Genomic DNA, 12,362 nt, shown 5'->3' on the forward strand with positions numbered 1-12,362 from the left:
GAAGGCATGGTCATGAAGCTGGTCCGTCGCCAGTGGCGCGGAGAGCCCTGTGGCACGGCTCGGCATGTCGGCCGGTTCGGGTCGGGCCCGGATTGTCGGGTCGGCCTGGCGAGAACGTGTCGTGTCCGGGGCTGTCGGCCAGGAGCGGGTGGGCGTGGCATGTCGTCGAGGACTGTCGCCGGGTAGGCGAGGTGTGTCGGCGCGGAGCGGCTGGGCCGGCGTGGACAAGTCGGCCGGGGGTAGCGCATGGGCCGGCGTGGGTAGTCGCGTTGCCGTGGGAAGGCTCGGCTCGTCGGCGTGGCGAGGGATGGAAGGGTCTGGCATGTCGGTGTGATTTGGCGGGAACGAGACGGGGCTGGGCTTGTCGGCGCGGCGGGAGTGTGAGCAAGGCGTGGAGTGTCGGCCTGGACGGGGCGGTGCTGGTTTGTCGCGCAGGGGTGGCTAGCCGTATCGGTCACGGCGTCGCAGAAGAGGGCGTCCATCAGATCCGCTCCCAGGCCAGCAGCTCGAACTTGCCGTCCGACCGGCCGCGGTCGGCGCCGACGCCGATGTCCTCGCCGCGCTCCCAGATGCGCCCCCAGGCTTGCGGGGTGAGGAAGTCGTCGTGGACCTTCAGCTCGAACTCCAGGACCGGCGACTGGACGTACTCGACGCGGTTGATCGACGAGCGGGGCCCCTGCGGGGTCATGACGTGCTTGATGCGCTCCTCAACGCCGGTGGGCTCCTTCACACCGAGCCCGATGTACACGTCGGGGACGAACACCCGCTCCGACAGGGTCGCCATCAGCCCCTTCCGGAAGCCCTTCGGCAGCGGCCGGCCCACGTCGCTTCCGGTGGCGGTCTTGCCGTCCCAGTCGACGCCGGGGTAGGCCGAGTTCGCCCACTCCTTCAGCGCCGCCTTCATGCACCGGCCCTCGTAGGCGAGCTCGCCCGTGTCGGGGACGCGTTTGAACCCGTTGATCGACGGGGCGGCGTCGGACTCCATGAGCGCGTCGGCGAGCTCGTCCGCGGACGGCTGACGGTCCGGGAACCGCTCCGTGAGGGTCTTCTGCACGAGCTCTTGCAGGTGCCGGTCGCCGATGTCCATGCGGGTCTTCAGCCAGCCCTTGATGACGGACGGCGACGACGGAACCCCTCCCACGATCTTGTCGAGGATCTGCAGCCGGACCCGGTAGCAGGCCACGCTGGAGGAGGTGCCGAAGATGTCGACGGCGCCCATCAGCCGGCCGCCTTCCGGTCCGCGGGGACAGCGGTCAGGCTCGGGCGTGCGGTGGCCCGTTCCAGCGCCGCCTCGGCGTTCTTGCGCTTGTGCTTCTCCTCGTCGACCTTCGCTTGGAGGCTGGCCACGTAGTCGGCGACGGACGGCGGCAGCTCGATCGGCTCGGCCAGTTCGGCGCGGGTCTGCCGCAGCGCCCGCTTGGCCTGCCCGTAGCGGACCACGACCGACTGGACCTGCGTCGCCCCTTCGAGGGCGCGGAACAGGTCGAACAGCTCGCGCGGCGTCTTGCCGTCGAGGGTTTGCCCGGTGATCGCCTCGATGTCTGCGCGGACGCCGGGGTCGTGCTGGATCAGCGCCACGACGGCGTCGAACTCGTCCGGGCTGTAGTCCTGGGGGTTGCGTGCTCTCATCGTTGAAGTCCTCGGGGTGCGTGGTGGTCAGGTTGCGGAAGCAGCGGCGCGGCTTGCGGCACGCTGGCGGCGGCGTTTGATGGCGTCGCGCTCGGCGTCGGTGGTTCCGCCCCACACACCGACCACGCCATTCGCCAGCGCCCACTCCTTGCAAGAACTGATGACGCGGCAGCCGCCGCAGACCTTCTTGGCCTTCTCGATCTGCAGAAGGGCGGCACCGGTGTTGCCGATCGGGAAGAACATCTCGGGGTCGATGGAGCGGCAGGCGGCGCGGCGGCGCCAGCCCGATCCAGGGCTAGTCATGGGATGTCGTCTCCGTTTCGTCGTTTCGGGTGGGGTCTCCAAGGGAGAGCGCTGCCGCTACCGCCTTGTAGGCGACCGCGGCCACCAGGCTCGGGTGGTCGTGGACGACGCCGCCCCTCGTGTGGCAGCGCTGGGCGAGTGCGTACGCGAGCGGATCGGACAGCGTCGGGTTCGCGCGGAGTTCGCCGGCGCGAGCCTCGAAGTAGGCCGCGGCGTCCACGCAGGCGCGGTCACGGGCATGCTGCTCGTGGAGCTTGAACTCGCCGCGTACGATCGCCTCGATGTCCACCACAGGGACCGGCAGCGTGACCGACGTCGGTTCAGGACGCATCGGCCGCCTCCTCGTCGAACAGGGACGGGGTGACGTTCGGGAACGGGCGGTTCGACCACAGGACCTCGGTGCGGGCCGACCACTTCTGCGCCTGCCCGGTTGCCGTCGGGATCTCCACCCGGTGCCAGCTGCCATACAGGTCGTCGTACAGCGGTGAGTCGTAGCCAGACAGCACCACCGCGGCGTCGCAGTCGAGCAGCGCTTTGGCGAGTTCAACGTGCTGGTCCTCGCGCGGCATCTCGTGCAGGTAGTTGACGCTCGTCCTCGTCGATGCGAGGTAAGGCGGATCGACGTACAGGCAGACCTCGCGGTGCTTGCCGTAGGAGGCGATCACGTCCAGGGCGGGGCGGCACTCCAGCGAGACCGCGGCCAGCCGCTGAGCCGCGGCCGCGATCCGGGTCACGTACGCGGCGAGGTAGTCGGGCATCCCGGTGGAACCGACCGGTCGGACATAGTGCCGCCAGCCCGTGTTGCGCAGGGTGCCGCCGCGGCCCTGGGTGAGCCTCACCCACACGCGGCGGGCCTGCTCCAGCTCGTCGGCGGCGGGCTCGTACGCGGCCGTGTGCTCGGCGCGGGAGTGTGGCGTCAGCGCGCACACCCGCTCTAGGTCCGCGGGCCGGTCTCGGAGAATCCTCCAGAACGCCATCAAGTCCTGGTCCAGGTCATTGACCGTCTCCATCCGGGACGGCGTCTTGGCCAGCAGCACCGCGAGTGACCCGGCGAACGGCTCCACGTAGTGCTCGTGGGTGGGCAGCAGGCGCACGATCTTCTCGGCGAGAGTCGTCTTACCGCCGTAGTACGTGAGTGGGGGCTTAGGCATCGGCCGCCCCCTTAGGGGTGACCGGCGCGGCGGTCTTGGGGTCGGGCAGGTCGAACAGGACCTCGTCTTGCGGGTCCTCGGCTCGGGCGTCGCACACCCGGTAGTGGTCGGCAGGGGTGGAGCCGTCGAGGGCGGCCTGCTGGCAGCACGGGAGGAGGCTGGTCATGCCGTCACCCGCTCGCGCAGGACTCGCTCGTAGCGCCCCGCCGTCCGCCAGGTGACGCCGATCCGGGCGGCAGCCTGGTCGCGAGGCTCACCCCAGGACCGCAACTCCCTGTAGTCCTCGCGTCTGGCCGCAGCGTTGGCGCGGACAGACGCGATGGCGAGTTGCCGGGCGTCCTCGCGAGACATCGGCGGAGGAGGCCCCTCCGCGGGGCGCCCGGCCCGCTTCCACCGCTGGTAGCAGGCAGAGCACCAGCCACGCACCGCCTTGCCGTCATTGATCGCCTGCTGGCAGCAGGTCCGGAGGTCATTCACCGTCGCCCTCCTCGACGTCGTGAAGGTCCACGGGCAGCAGGGCGTCCACGCGGGCGCAGGCTCGGGCGGTCTTCTCGGCCACCCAGGCGAGCCCGTACACGTACAGGCGGGCAGCGAAGGAGATCACCGGTCACGCCCCCATTGCCGGTCCCATTCGGCGGTCAGCCGGTCGGCTTCGTCGCCGAGGGCGTCGCGGACGACGTGCTCCACCCGGAGCGGCGGGGCGAGTTCGCGGGTGTCGGCTGCCGGGTCGAGCACGTCGAGGCCGGCGTTCGGACGGCGGGCGGGCAGGCGGTTGAGGCGGTCCCTCAGCCACACCACTCCTACGGCGGCGAGGACCAGAGCCAGCAGCGCGATGACGAGCAGCAGGGTGCCGTTGGCGGCGTCGTTGAAGAACACCGCCAACGTCTCCAGCTTGTCGAGGGCGCCCATCACGCGCCCCCGCCCGGCTTCCACTCGATGCCGAGCAGGGAGCGGATCTCGGCGGCGGCGTAGTCCTGGCGTGCCGCCCCCGCCCGGTTGCCGATCTCGCGGTAGGCGTCCTCGGCGTTGGCGAGTTCGCGGAGCCGGGTCTCGGCCTTGGCGCGGAGTGCGGAATCGTGCCCCGCCTCCACCTGCGGGGCGTCTCCCGCGAGGGCCAGGAACGCCTCCAGCTCGTGGACGGGAGTGCCGACGGCCTGTGCTGCCGCTATCTCCGCCCGGCAGCCTTTGGACTGCTCCCAGCCGGGAAGGACCACGACCGCGTCAGCGGACTGCACGATCCATGACAGGACGTTGGCGAGAGCCGGGCGCAGGTCGTGCGGGTCGAAACCTGCGTCGGGGTTAGGCTCGGCCGGGCAGCGCACCTCGTAGCCGAGAGCACGCAGCCGTTCGGCAGCGGCAAGGAACGCCGGGAACCCCATGTCGAGGCGGCCTCGCATCGGGCCGGCGATGTAGACCGCACTGCCGGGGGTCATCGGCTCAGGCATCGTCGTCTCCGTCCTGCTCGTCGGCGAGTACCGCCATCTGGTCGGGCGAGAGCGCGAGCAGGGCTTCCTGAGCCTCGTGCGTGAGAGTGGCGGCCTGGTCGGCGGGAAGGCTCCCGCCGGCGACGTGGGAGCGGTACAGGGCCCGCATGGCGTCCAGCAGCGCCGGGGAGAGGGTCACGAACGGGTCGGCGTCAGCCGGGACCACGATCGCCCGGAAGTCGGGGTCGTCGTCGGTCGGGCTGACGCCGATCGAGACGACGTTGCCGTCCCGCGACACAGCCCAGCCGTAGATGCCGATGGCGTCGGCCACCATCTCGGCGATGAGGTCCGGGGTGGGAGTGGGGATGATCACTTGCCACCACCCCGTCCGACCAGCGCCAGCGTGATCGTCAGGAACGCCGAAGCCAGCAGCGCCGTGTCGTAGCCCATCGTCGGGATGACCGGCCACCACTCGTGGTGGAGGATGCCGACGAACATCATCAGCGCCCACGCGGAGGCCACCCAGCCGCCGACGACGATCGCGATGAAGAGAAGGACGGCACCCATCACGCACCCCCGCCCTGCTCCGCCTGAGCGGCCTCAGCCCGACGACGAGCGATCTCCTCGTCGGCGAGCTTCTGCGCCTCATCGGCCAGTGCGGCCAGACGAGCGGCCAAGCGCCGCGCCTCGACGGGAGTCAGGAAGCCCACGTTGGTGGCCTTCATCGTGTTGACGACCACGAACAGGTCTGGGCTCACCCACGAGCGGACCTCGTCGGCGGGTCCCCACTCCACCTCCAGCGTGGCGGGACGCTCCAGCACGATCGGGGTCTGCTCGCCCTCGACGACGACCGCCCGGAAGTGGACCTCGGGCAGCTTGGTTCCCTCGTCGTCGTCGGCGTAGGGCGTGATCCCGATGTGGACGACGTTTCCGGCAGCGCCGATCGACGGGTGCCAGTAGTTGCCGTCGTGGTAGTCGTTGTCGCCCATCGTCAGCATCTCGGCGACGTTCTCCGGAGTCGGAGGGGTAGCGGCGACCTTCTCGGGGGTGATGTCGCTCATGCGGCACCGTCCTGAGCGGTCAGCGAGTCAATGAGCGCCTGGGCGGCGGCGATCTCGGATCGCAGCTCAGCGGCCCGCTCGCGCCCGTACTCGTCGTCGCGGTCGTCGTACATGCCCAGGTACTTGGCGCACTGTGCGATCTGGCCTACAGCGGCTGCGTGGACGGCCTTACGGGTCGCCCACACCTCGTCGAGGACCGGCGTCCGCTTCTCGCTGATGCACTCGCCGATGTAGCCGTAGACGGTGTTGACGTTGAGGAACGCGTCCCGGTCGTAGAACGCCGCCTTGTAGAAGACGCTGACGCGCCGGCGTCCCAGCTCGTCAACCAGGTACGACCACATGGCGTGGTCGGAGCCCTCGCGCTTCCAGCCGGTCGGGAGTTCGGCGTGCCGGAACAGCGGATCGCCGGCGACCTTGTCGCCCAGCTTGAAGCCGAGCGCGGTCAGCTCGTCCTCGGTGCCGTAGTTGAGGCGGGACGGCAGGACGGTGGAGTTGACGATCTCGCGCTGGCCCTGCGCCTCCATCCGCTCGATAGAGGCGGACGGGCCGCCAGGACCCATCGCGTCGGCCAGGAGCAGGAGAGGGTCGGTCTTGCTGGTGTTGCGCGGGCTGCTCATGCTGCTGTGCCTTCCGGGGAGTCGTAGGGGTGCCGGTAGCCGGCGAACGGGGCCTCCATCGGGAAGATCCCGAGAGGCGTCGTGCGGGGCTGGGAGAAGTCGTCCACGGGGAAGAGCTGCGACAGGCTGGACCAGCCCGTCCACGAGCCGCGCGAGCGGGCCGGGCGGGGGCGGGGAGGGCGGTAGCCGCGACGACGGTGGCGGCCCTTACCGGACAGCAGGGCGGTCACGAGTGCCCCCCAGCGCGCTCCAGGTCGGCGTGGGCGGCGTCGAAACGCTCCAGGGCGCCGTCCGGGGCGTGCGACAACTCCCCGCCGAACGGAGGGATGTGGACACCGGCGGCGGCCAGCATGTCGGCGTAGCCTTTGGCGACATCCTGCGCGGCCCGAGCCTCGGCCTCGGCCTGCCGCTTCTCGCCGTCCTTCTGGATCACCCACGCCTGCTTCTCGGCGATCTCCTTCTCCAGTTGGGCGATCTCCTCGCCCTTCTGGATGGCCGTCCCGCCCATCGAGGTGGCGTGCCGGGCAGCCTCCTGGTACTTGGCGGTCAGCTCGGCCACGATCCGCTGAGCGGCGTGCTCGGTGACGAACACCACAGCCGGCGACGGGGCGGGGAACTGGTCGGTCTTGCGAGACATTCACGTTCTCCTGGTGCGAGATAGGTCGGTTTGGTGCTCGCCCCCTCTCTCGGAGGGGGCGGGGAAGAGAGCGGGCTACGGGGTGGGCGACGGCTTCTCAGCCCGGCGGGTCACCTCGGCGAGGTTGAAGATGTCGTCCTCGCTCGGCGGGGTGAACGAGCCACCGCACCAGCCGTCGAGGCAGGACTCGAACTCGGCGCGCACGTGGTCAGCGCGACCGTCCGCCACGTAGCCACTCAGGGCGTAGCTGAGGATGCGGGACAGCGCCTCACGCTGCTGGGTCGAGAGGACAGGCGGGAGGGCAGAGCCAGCCATCACGCACCCCCGGAGAGCGAGGTCTGACCGGGGTGAACCTCGGTCTCGGCGGGCTTGGCGTCCTGGATGGTCTGCTGAAGTTCCTGAGTAGCCGTAAGGGTCTGCCAGCGCTTGAGTGCCGCGTCCTGGACCGCCTTCGGGTCGATGCCGAACGACTCCAGCGCCGTCCACGTCAGAGCGACGAGAGGCGGGTCCTCCCAGTCGTCCCACATCTGGGCGGCGATCTCGTCCGCCTTCTCCGGCAGGTGCTCGATCAGGGCGCGCAGCAGGAACGACACCGAATGCTCGGCGGTCATAAGCGCCTGATTCTGGAGGTAGCGGGACGCGGCGTCGGCGAAGTTCTCGCCCGACTTCTCCGCCTCCATCTGCGCCTTGAAGAAGGTCTGGTTCAGTGACGCCGACCAGTGCGCCTCTACCGCCATGTACTCGGCGAGCCGGCGCGCGGTCGCCTCCTCGGGCGTGTTCGGGTAGGAGGCGAAGTCGTCCACCGTGGGCAGGTTGTCGGTCATCAGGCGTCGCTCCCTGCGAAGAGTTCGGCTTGCTCGTCGCGGGCGTACTCGCCGGCGTAGTACATGTCCCAGACCTCTTCGAAGAGAGGCAGGTCCCTGCGGGTCCAGGCGTAGGTTTCGCGAACCGCGCCGCTGACGGTGTCCTCGGCCCGCTTGGCAGGCATCGGACGCTGTTCGGCGAGCGCGACCTTGACCACGCGACGCCCGAACCAGGACTGCGCAGACCTGATCTGCGCCTGCGTGAGCCCCTTCGACTTCAGGAAGTCAGGAACGTACAGCGGCAGGTCCTCGTCGGGAATCTCCGGCTCCTCGCCGAGACCGATCGACGTGTGGATCTGGATCCTTAAGCGCTGCCACTTCGGGTCGAGATAGCCATCGCCCGCGATGAGCAGTTCGACCCTCGCCTTGGCGAGGTGGACGCGCTCGATCGCCTCTGAGCGCTGCTCGTGGGTGGCGACCTCTTCGACGTTCAGGAGGTAGGCGCGGACATCCTTGGCGACGGCCGACTCGGTGAGCATCTGGCCGACGTTGAGGATGGCGCGGCGGTTGAAGATGTTGAGCGACCGGCGGTTGGGCGAGGGGGTCAGGTTGACCCTCTCGAACTCGCGCAGGTCTTCGCCCTCAAGGCGCTTCAGGCCGTTGCGCTCAAGCTCCTGCCGGTTGCGCCGGACGACGCTCTTGATGGTCTCGACTTCCACCTCGTAGTAGTCGGCGACCAGTTCGGTGGTCATGTGTACGCCGTCAGACAGGAGGCTGAGCGCCTTCACCTTGTCGAGGACGTCCACCCGCTCCACGTACTGAGCGCGGAGGGTAGGGCTCTCGATCATCGCCAGCTCGTTCACGCCGCCGCTCCCGTGCGGCACATGCGCTGCCGCGCCTCGTACGCCTCGATGGAGGTGATGAGCACCTTGACGGGCGAGTTGCGGGCGTCGCCCAGCTTGATCGCCTCGATCTCGCCGGCGCGGATGTGCTTGAGCAGCGTCGGAGGGCTGATGTTGAGCCGACCGCAGGCTTGCGTTCTGGACAGGTACATGTGACTCACTCCTTCCCTTCGCTTTCCATCTCTTGCCAATCTTAGCCAACTCTAGCCGCTAAATGAATGCCCAAGCGACAGGGAATCTCTGGTCATCTCTGTACACATGGAAGGGTGAGCGACAACGCCCCCGCCAAGCCGTTCCTCGACCTGGTCGAAGCCACCCTCGCCGAGATGGGCCGCACCAAGACCTGGCTCTCCCAGCGCAGCAACGTCAGCCGCGCCACGATCAACAACTGGGCACACCAGCCACGGACACCGCAATCCGCGAGCGTCATCGCCGTCGCCGAAGCGCTCGGCATTGACCAGAGGAGAGCACTCCGTCTGGCCGGCCTCCCGTCCACCGGCAGCACCCCAGAGACCGTCCCGCCGGACCTGTCGTCGATGCCGCTGCCCGCCCTCGCCGAGCGGCTGCACCACCTGAGCGAAGAACTCGACCGCGTCGCCGCCGAACTCGCACGCCGCCCTTCGGCCTGACATCTGCTCTTCTCTCCTACGGTCGGTCTGCTGCTGTAAGGGGGTGTCCGCTACCGACCCCGACCCCCGATGGACGGGGTCGGCAGCGGGAGATCAGAAGTCGCCGTCAGCGACCTGGAGCACGGTCAGGCCCATCGCCCGCCACATCTCGACCACTTGCCGCCGGTCGTCCAGCACGCAGGACACGTCGTAGACGTCGCGAACATGGGCGTCGAACAGCTCGGCCTTGACGATGGAGTCCTTGCGGTGGTCGCCGGCCTCCCGCATGTGCAGGGCGTCGTAGGCGAGGCCGACATGCGCCGTCAGCCACTCCTCCGTCGCCGCCCGGCATGCGTCCGACCGGCCCGACATGAACACGACCCGGTTACCTGCCGCGTGAAGCGCGCGGATGACGGCGATGACCGGGAGGTTCGGCCGGTCATCGCCGACGCGCGTCTCATCGAACGGCGACCTGTCGCCCATCAGGGCGGCGGTCCCGTCGATGTCCACCAGCACGGCCTTCGGGGTGCCCGGCTTGGCCTTGTATGGCTTCACCGCGTTGTCGTCACCAGGCTCCTCCGGCAGCGGCAGGGGGTAGGGGCGGCCCTTCAGGTAGCGGGTGTGCATGCCACGGATGACGTCCCCGCCAACCGGTCGCTCGCGGGCAGCGTCGCGGGCGATGCACTCGTCCACGGAACGGTGGGTCAGATCCCACACCTCGAAGTCGGCGCCGGCGCGGCGAGCGACCCTGGCCAGGTCCCGGACCGTGCGGTTCGGCAGGTTGGTGTCGTCGCACACCACGTCCACGCCCTTGCGCAGCAGCGCCGAAATGGCGGCGTCCCGCGCGGTGAGGATGCGCGGCTCTGTGACGCCCGCGATGTACACGCTGTCGTGGACCATGGCGCGCAGGTCGTCACGGTTGATGCGGGCCCGCTTCTCCGGGTCCTCGGCCACCCACGCCGACGCCATGCACGTCTTGCCGCACCCTGGTAGGCCACGAGTGATGTAGAGGGTGCTCACGCGGCGTCCTCCGAGAACGTGACGGGCCGCATGTCGCCGGACGGGCGCAGCGTCCTCCAAATGGCCGGCCGCGGATCCTTGCCGTCGAGCAGGTTGAACAGCCATGGACGCAGCGTCGACTTGGCCGCTTCCAGGGCGTAGTCCTTGCGCGTCCACCCCTCCGGCAGTCGGCCGAGGATCTTGTCGTGGAACTGCTCGGTGTCGTACAGCAGGTCGTCGGCCTCCTGCGTCAGCCGTCCGGCGAGGTCCTTCACCCACTGGTGGAACTCGTCCGGAAGCGGCTCGCAGATGTCCGCGACGCTCTTGCCTGCGCCGAGCAGCTCCCACACGCCGCGCGCGTTCAGGCCGGTGATGACCTTGTGTAGTGCCACGTAGTCGGCCTGCTTCAGCTTCACCATGTGGCCCGAGTCGAGCATCCGGACCACCAGCCCTTCCGCTCCAGGCCGGGGCGGCATCGCTAACGCCTCGCCCAGCGTGCGGACGCTGAACACCGTTGCCTGCGGCCCGTCCCAGCCCGAAACCCAGTCAGGCCCGACCACTGCGCCGGTCGCGATGTCCACCGCGCCGAGGAGGAACAGGTCGTCCGCGCCGCCGTAGTCGCACACGATCCGGTTCTCCGGATACACGACCTCGAACAGCACCGTCATGCCGGGCGGCGGCTCGAAGTCGCCGTACCGGGCCCTGAAGACAGCCGTGGCGTGCGCCGCCTGCATCGAAGTGAACGAACCGCGCGTCGCCACCGCATACCCGGCAGACGTGGGGTGGAGGATCCCCAACGAGCCGTCCATCTTGTCGATGACCTCGGCCGGCGCCGACAGGTCGAGGTCGCCCGCGAGCGGGTCGCCGTAGTTGAAGAACTTCGCGAACGGCCTCGCCACAATGGCGCCCTGCTCGTCCACGATCAAGCCACGACACGTCCTGGTCACCACGTCCCAGACGCCCTCGTACTGCGTCTTCTCGGTGTAGTTATAGATCTCCAGAGGCTCGGTGGGGTGCTCCTGGACGCGGACGTAACCGGCCTCGATGCACTTCTCCAGATACTCCAGGTCGAACAGGTCCCAGATGTGCGTCACGGGTGGCTCCTAGATGCCGATGCGGACGTAGGCCATGAGGACGATCCCGACGAGGAGCGCGACCGCGCCGCCGGCGAGGACGGCTATGACGGCGGACAGGCAGCCGGAGCCCTCGTCTTCGGGGTCAGGGCGGGCGGGGGTAGGCAGGATCACGGGTCAGCCCACCTTCGCCACGAGCGAGACGGGCGTCCGCACGTCCTGCGGCCGGTCCGACTGGAGGTAGTCGCCCGTCCAGGTGATGAGCGTCCCGTCCGTCGTGAAGAAGAAGACGCCCTCCTCGTTGCCGCCGTACGTGCCGTCATCGCCAGCCGAATCGACGACGTACTTCTCGGTGCAGGACCCGCACGTGGAGTCGGCGAGGTCGTCCTGCGGCAGGAGCTGCGAAGAGACCGACGTCACCTTGCCCTTGATCGTGTAGTAGGCGATGACCTTCGCGTCCTTGCTGAGCAGGTACACGTAGGAGACCCGGTTCGGGTCGTTCGAGCGCTTCAGGTACTCGGCGACGTTCTTGCGGTCCAGCGGATACGACAGGTCCCCCGCGGGGAACGGGACGGCCTTCTCGTACTTCTTCTGCTGGTCGTTGCTCGCCTTCTGTGCGGCCTCCCGCTCGGGGTTGCCGGTGCAGGCGGTCAGCAGCAGCATCGCGGCGGCGGACGCGGCGACAAGCTTGCGGTTCATGACGTGTCTCCGGGGGTTAGTTGCAGTCGGGGGTGTCGTCGCCGATCTCGGCGGGCAGGTCGCGGTCCTTGAACAGCGACCGGTTGGCCTTGGCGGAGTCGGCGTTGTACTTCGCGGCCTGGTCGGCGCGGAACTGCTGCAGGCCGGTCAGCTCGGTGTCGAGCCGGTCCCGCTTCGGGGCGGCCTGGAACCGGTCGGAAGGGTCGCCGTCCGGGTGGCGCTTGTCGTACGCGGCGATCTCGCCCTGCTTCGCGGCGATCTTGACGTCGGTGGCGGCGACGGAAGCGCACAGGTCGTGGAAGTGCTCGTACTGGTAGAGCACGTTGTCCGGGTCTCCGACCCGCTCCCGCACACCGTTCGCGGTACGGACGGGCTGCGTCAGCCAGCCGATCAGGACGACGACCAGCCAGGTCGCCAGCGCGGCGCCGATGACGCCGAGGAACCACTTCATGGGAG

The 12,362-nt window shown here is 69.1% G+C and carries 26 protein-coding genes; 1 reads left to right on the forward strand and 25 read right to left on the reverse strand.

What is annotated here, in order from left to right:
• Positions 1 to 481: 481 nt before the first annotated feature.
• The 20 genes from BMW85_RS09595 to BMW85_RS09675 all read right to left on the reverse strand — a co-directional run bounded on the left by BMW85_RS09595 (position 482) and on the right by BMW85_RS09675 (position 8,679).
• Positions 482 to 1,219, reverse strand: a complete 738-nt coding sequence (locus BMW85_RS09595) for a hypothetical protein (RefSeq protein ID WP_091079540.1) — start codon at positions 1,217 to 1,219, stop codon at positions 482 to 484.
• Positions 1,219 to 1,629, reverse strand: a complete 411-nt coding sequence (locus BMW85_RS09600; RefSeq protein ID WP_091079542.1) for a hypothetical protein — start codon at positions 1,627 to 1,629, stop codon at positions 1,219 to 1,221. The genes BMW85_RS09595 and BMW85_RS09600 overlap by 1 nt, the downstream gene beginning before the upstream one ends.
• A 27-nt stretch (positions 1,630 to 1,656) precedes the next feature.
• Positions 1,657 to 1,932 (reverse strand): WhiB family transcriptional regulator, encoded by a 276-nt coding sequence (locus tag BMW85_RS09605; protein ID WP_091079544.1) that lies wholly within the window; start codon positions 1,930 to 1,932, stop codon positions 1,657 to 1,659.
• On the reverse strand, positions 1,925 to 2,263 hold the full coding sequence (locus tag BMW85_RS09610) for a hypothetical protein (protein WP_091079546.1): 339 nt from the start codon (positions 2,261 to 2,263) through the stop codon (positions 1,925 to 1,927). The genes BMW85_RS09605 and BMW85_RS09610 overlap by 8 nt, the downstream gene beginning before the upstream one ends.
• Positions 2,253 to 3,083, reverse strand: coding sequence for a DNA adenine methylase (locus BMW85_RS09615; RefSeq protein ID WP_091079547.1), 831 nt, complete (start codon positions 3,081 to 3,083; stop codon positions 2,253 to 2,255). The genes BMW85_RS09610 and BMW85_RS09615 overlap by 11 nt, the downstream gene beginning before the upstream one ends.
• Positions 3,076 to 3,249, reverse strand: coding sequence for a hypothetical protein (locus tag BMW85_RS49420; protein ID WP_177240581.1), 174 nt, complete (start codon positions 3,247 to 3,249; stop codon positions 3,076 to 3,078). Before BMW85_RS49420 ends, BMW85_RS09615 begins: the two co-directional genes overlap by 8 nt.
• On the reverse strand, positions 3,246 to 3,560 hold the full coding sequence (locus tag BMW85_RS09620) for a hypothetical protein (protein WP_091079550.1): 315 nt from the start codon (positions 3,558 to 3,560) through the stop codon (positions 3,246 to 3,248). The genes BMW85_RS49420 and BMW85_RS09620 overlap by 4 nt, the downstream gene beginning before the upstream one ends.
• Complete coding sequence (locus tag BMW85_RS51855; protein WP_281249563.1) at positions 3,553 to 3,687, reverse strand: hypothetical protein; 135 nt, start codon at positions 3,685 to 3,687, stop codon at positions 3,553 to 3,555. The genes BMW85_RS09620 and BMW85_RS51855 overlap by 8 nt, the downstream gene beginning before the upstream one ends.
• The gene (locus tag BMW85_RS09625; protein WP_091079552.1) at positions 3,684 to 3,992 is read right to left on the reverse strand and encodes a hypothetical protein; all 309 of its coding nucleotides are present in this window, start codon (positions 3,990 to 3,992) and stop codon (positions 3,684 to 3,686) included. Before BMW85_RS09625 ends, BMW85_RS51855 begins: the two co-directional genes overlap by 4 nt.
• A complete protein-coding gene (locus tag BMW85_RS09630) occupies positions 3,992 to 4,528 on the reverse strand; it encodes a DUF4406 domain-containing protein (RefSeq protein ID WP_091079554.1) in 537 nt (178 codons plus the stop codon). Before BMW85_RS09630 ends, BMW85_RS09625 begins: the two co-directional genes overlap by 1 nt.
• Positions 4,521 to 4,880 (reverse strand): hypothetical protein, encoded by a 360-nt coding sequence (locus tag BMW85_RS09635; RefSeq protein ID WP_091079557.1) that lies wholly within the window; start codon positions 4,878 to 4,880, stop codon positions 4,521 to 4,523. Before BMW85_RS09635 ends, BMW85_RS09630 begins: the two co-directional genes overlap by 8 nt.
• Positions 4,877 to 5,074 (reverse strand): hypothetical protein, encoded by a 198-nt coding sequence (locus BMW85_RS09640; RefSeq protein ID WP_091079558.1) that lies wholly within the window; start codon positions 5,072 to 5,074, stop codon positions 4,877 to 4,879. Before BMW85_RS09640 ends, BMW85_RS09635 begins: the two co-directional genes overlap by 4 nt.
• Complete coding sequence (locus tag BMW85_RS09645; protein WP_091079560.1) at positions 5,074 to 5,568, reverse strand: hypothetical protein; 495 nt, start codon at positions 5,566 to 5,568, stop codon at positions 5,074 to 5,076. Before BMW85_RS09645 ends, BMW85_RS09640 begins: the two co-directional genes overlap by 1 nt.
• Complete coding sequence (locus BMW85_RS09650; protein ID WP_091079562.1) at positions 5,565 to 6,185, reverse strand: hypothetical protein; 621 nt, start codon at positions 6,183 to 6,185, stop codon at positions 5,565 to 5,567. Before BMW85_RS09650 ends, BMW85_RS09645 begins: the two co-directional genes overlap by 4 nt.
• The gene (locus BMW85_RS48245) at positions 6,182 to 6,415 is read right to left on the reverse strand and encodes a hypothetical protein (RefSeq protein ID WP_143082181.1); all 234 of its coding nucleotides are present in this window, start codon (positions 6,413 to 6,415) and stop codon (positions 6,182 to 6,184) included. The genes BMW85_RS09650 and BMW85_RS48245 overlap by 4 nt, the downstream gene beginning before the upstream one ends.
• Positions 6,412 to 6,822, reverse strand: coding sequence for a hypothetical protein (locus BMW85_RS09655; protein WP_091079565.1), 411 nt, complete (start codon positions 6,820 to 6,822; stop codon positions 6,412 to 6,414). The genes BMW85_RS48245 and BMW85_RS09655 overlap by 4 nt, the downstream gene beginning before the upstream one ends.
• Before the next feature lie 75 nt (positions 6,823 to 6,897).
• On the reverse strand, positions 6,898 to 7,137 hold the full coding sequence (locus BMW85_RS09660) for a hypothetical protein (protein WP_143082182.1): 240 nt from the start codon (positions 7,135 to 7,137) through the stop codon (positions 6,898 to 6,900).
• Positions 7,137 to 7,646 carry a hypothetical protein gene (locus BMW85_RS09665; protein ID WP_091079568.1) on the reverse strand — a complete coding sequence of 170 codons (510 nt, stop codon included), beginning with the start codon at positions 7,644 to 7,646 and terminating at the stop codon, positions 7,137 to 7,139. Before BMW85_RS09665 ends, BMW85_RS09660 begins: the two co-directional genes overlap by 1 nt.
• Positions 7,646 to 8,488, reverse strand: a complete 843-nt coding sequence (locus BMW85_RS09670; RefSeq protein WP_143082183.1) for a hypothetical protein — start codon at positions 8,486 to 8,488, stop codon at positions 7,646 to 7,648. The genes BMW85_RS09665 and BMW85_RS09670 overlap by 1 nt, the downstream gene beginning before the upstream one ends.
• Positions 8,485 to 8,679: a helix-turn-helix domain-containing protein gene (locus BMW85_RS09675; protein ID WP_091079573.1), complete on the reverse strand. Its 195-nt coding sequence runs from the start codon at positions 8,677 to 8,679 to the stop codon at positions 8,485 to 8,487. Before BMW85_RS09675 ends, BMW85_RS09670 begins: the two co-directional genes overlap by 4 nt.
• Positions 8,680 to 8,793: 114 nt before the next feature.
• On the opposite strand from BMW85_RS09675, the gene BMW85_RS09680 reads away from it, so the two are divergent.
• Positions 8,794 to 9,156 (forward strand): helix-turn-helix domain-containing protein, encoded by a 363-nt coding sequence (locus BMW85_RS09680; RefSeq protein WP_091079575.1) that lies wholly within the window; start codon positions 8,794 to 8,796, stop codon positions 9,154 to 9,156.
• A gap of 93 nt (positions 9,157 to 9,249) precedes the next feature.
• Here the strand turns inward: BMW85_RS09680 and BMW85_RS09685 are convergent, their stop codons facing one another.
• Genes BMW85_RS09685 through BMW85_RS09700 form a run of 5 tightly spaced genes read right to left on the reverse strand, consistent with a single transcriptional unit; the run spans position 9,250 to position 12,357 of the window.
• The gene (locus tag BMW85_RS09685) at positions 9,250 to 10,155 is read right to left on the reverse strand and encodes a phosphatase domain-containing protein (RefSeq protein ID WP_091079577.1); all 906 of its coding nucleotides are present in this window, start codon (positions 10,153 to 10,155) and stop codon (positions 9,250 to 9,252) included.
• Positions 10,152 to 11,228, reverse strand: a complete 1,077-nt coding sequence (locus tag BMW85_RS09690; RefSeq protein WP_091079579.1) for an RNA ligase — start codon at positions 11,226 to 11,228, stop codon at positions 10,152 to 10,154. The genes BMW85_RS09685 and BMW85_RS09690 overlap by 4 nt, the downstream gene beginning before the upstream one ends.
• Positions 11,229 to 11,237: 9 nt before the next feature.
• Positions 11,238 to 11,381, reverse strand: a complete 144-nt coding sequence (locus BMW85_RS49425; protein ID WP_177240582.1) for a hypothetical protein — start codon at positions 11,379 to 11,381, stop codon at positions 11,238 to 11,240.
• A 3-nt stretch (positions 11,382 to 11,384) separates the two neighbouring features.
• Positions 11,385 to 11,906 carry a hypothetical protein gene (locus BMW85_RS09695; protein ID WP_091079581.1) on the reverse strand — a complete coding sequence of 174 codons (522 nt, stop codon included), beginning with the start codon at positions 11,904 to 11,906 and terminating at the stop codon, positions 11,385 to 11,387.
• Positions 11,907 to 11,922: 16 nt separating this feature from the next.
• Complete coding sequence (locus tag BMW85_RS09700) at positions 11,923 to 12,357, reverse strand: hypothetical protein (protein WP_091079583.1); 435 nt, start codon at positions 12,355 to 12,357, stop codon at positions 11,923 to 11,925.
• Positions 12,358 to 12,362: the final 5 nt, after the last annotated feature.

It is taken from the genome of Nonomuraea wenchangensis (genome assembly GCF_900111685.1).
Lineage (GTDB): Bacteria > Actinomycetota > Actinomycetes > Streptosporangiales > Streptosporangiaceae > Nonomuraea > Nonomuraea wenchangensis.

Excerpts from the sequence above, each read along its gene's own strand:
- BMW85_RS09615 (WP_091079547.1), bottom strand. The coding sequence starts at position 3,083 with ATGCCTAAGCCCCCACTCACGTACTACGGCGGTAAGACGACTCTCGCC.
- BMW85_RS09625 (WP_091079552.1), bottom strand. The coding sequence starts at position 3,992 with ATGGGCGCCCTCGACAAGCTGGAGACGTTGGCGGTGTTCTTCAACGAC.
- BMW85_RS09660 (WP_143082182.1), bottom strand. The coding sequence starts at position 7,137 with ATGGCTGGCTCTGCCCTCCCGCCTGTCCTCTCGACCCAGCAGCGTGAG.
- BMW85_RS09700 (WP_091079583.1), bottom strand. The coding sequence starts at position 12,357 with ATGAAGTGGTTCCTCGGCGTCATCGGCGCCGCGCTGGCGACCTGGCTG.
- BMW85_RS09655 (WP_091079565.1), bottom strand. The coding sequence starts at position 6,822 with ATGTCTCGCAAGACCGACCAGTTCCCCGCCCCGTCGCCGGCTGTGGTG.
- BMW85_RS09630 (WP_091079554.1), bottom strand. The coding sequence starts at position 4,528 with ATGCCTGAGCCGATGACCCCCGGCAGTGCGGTCTACATCGCCGGCCCG.
- BMW85_RS09610 (WP_091079546.1), bottom strand. The coding sequence starts at position 2,263 with ATGCGTCCTGAACCGACGTCGGTCACGCTGCCGGTCCCTGTGGTGGAC.
- BMW85_RS09675 (WP_091079573.1), bottom strand. The coding sequence starts at position 8,679 with ATGTACCTGTCCAGAACGCAAGCCTGCGGTCGGCTCAACATCAGCCCT.
- BMW85_RS09645 (WP_091079560.1), bottom strand. The coding sequence starts at position 5,568 with ATGAGCGACATCACCCCCGAGAAGGTCGCCGCTACCCCTCCGACTCCG.
- BMW85_RS09650 (WP_091079562.1), bottom strand. The coding sequence starts at position 6,185 with ATGAGCAGCCCGCGCAACACCAGCAAGACCGACCCTCTCCTGCTCCTG.
- BMW85_RS09695 (WP_091079581.1), bottom strand. The coding sequence starts at position 11,906 with ATGAACCGCAAGCTTGTCGCCGCGTCCGCCGCCGCGATGCTGCTGCTG.
- BMW85_RS09605 (WP_091079544.1), bottom strand. The coding sequence starts at position 1,932 with ATGACTAGCCCTGGATCGGGCTGGCGCCGCCGCGCCGCCTGCCGCTCC.
- BMW85_RS09595 (WP_091079540.1), bottom strand. The coding sequence starts at position 1,219 with ATGGGCGCCGTCGACATCTTCGGCACCTCCTCCAGCGTGGCCTGCTAC.
- BMW85_RS09640 (WP_091079558.1), bottom strand. The coding sequence starts at position 5,074 with ATGGGTGCCGTCCTTCTCTTCATCGCGATCGTCGTCGGCGGCTGGGTG.
- BMW85_RS09665 (WP_091079568.1), bottom strand. The coding sequence starts at position 7,646 with ATGACCGACAACCTGCCCACGGTGGACGACTTCGCCTCCTACCCGAAC.
- BMW85_RS09600 (WP_091079542.1), bottom strand. The coding sequence starts at position 1,629 with ATGAGAGCACGCAACCCCCAGGACTACAGCCCGGACGAGTTCGACGCC.
- BMW85_RS49420 (WP_177240581.1), bottom strand. The coding sequence starts at position 3,249 with ATGACCAGCCTCCTCCCGTGCTGCCAGCAGGCCGCCCTCGACGGCTCC.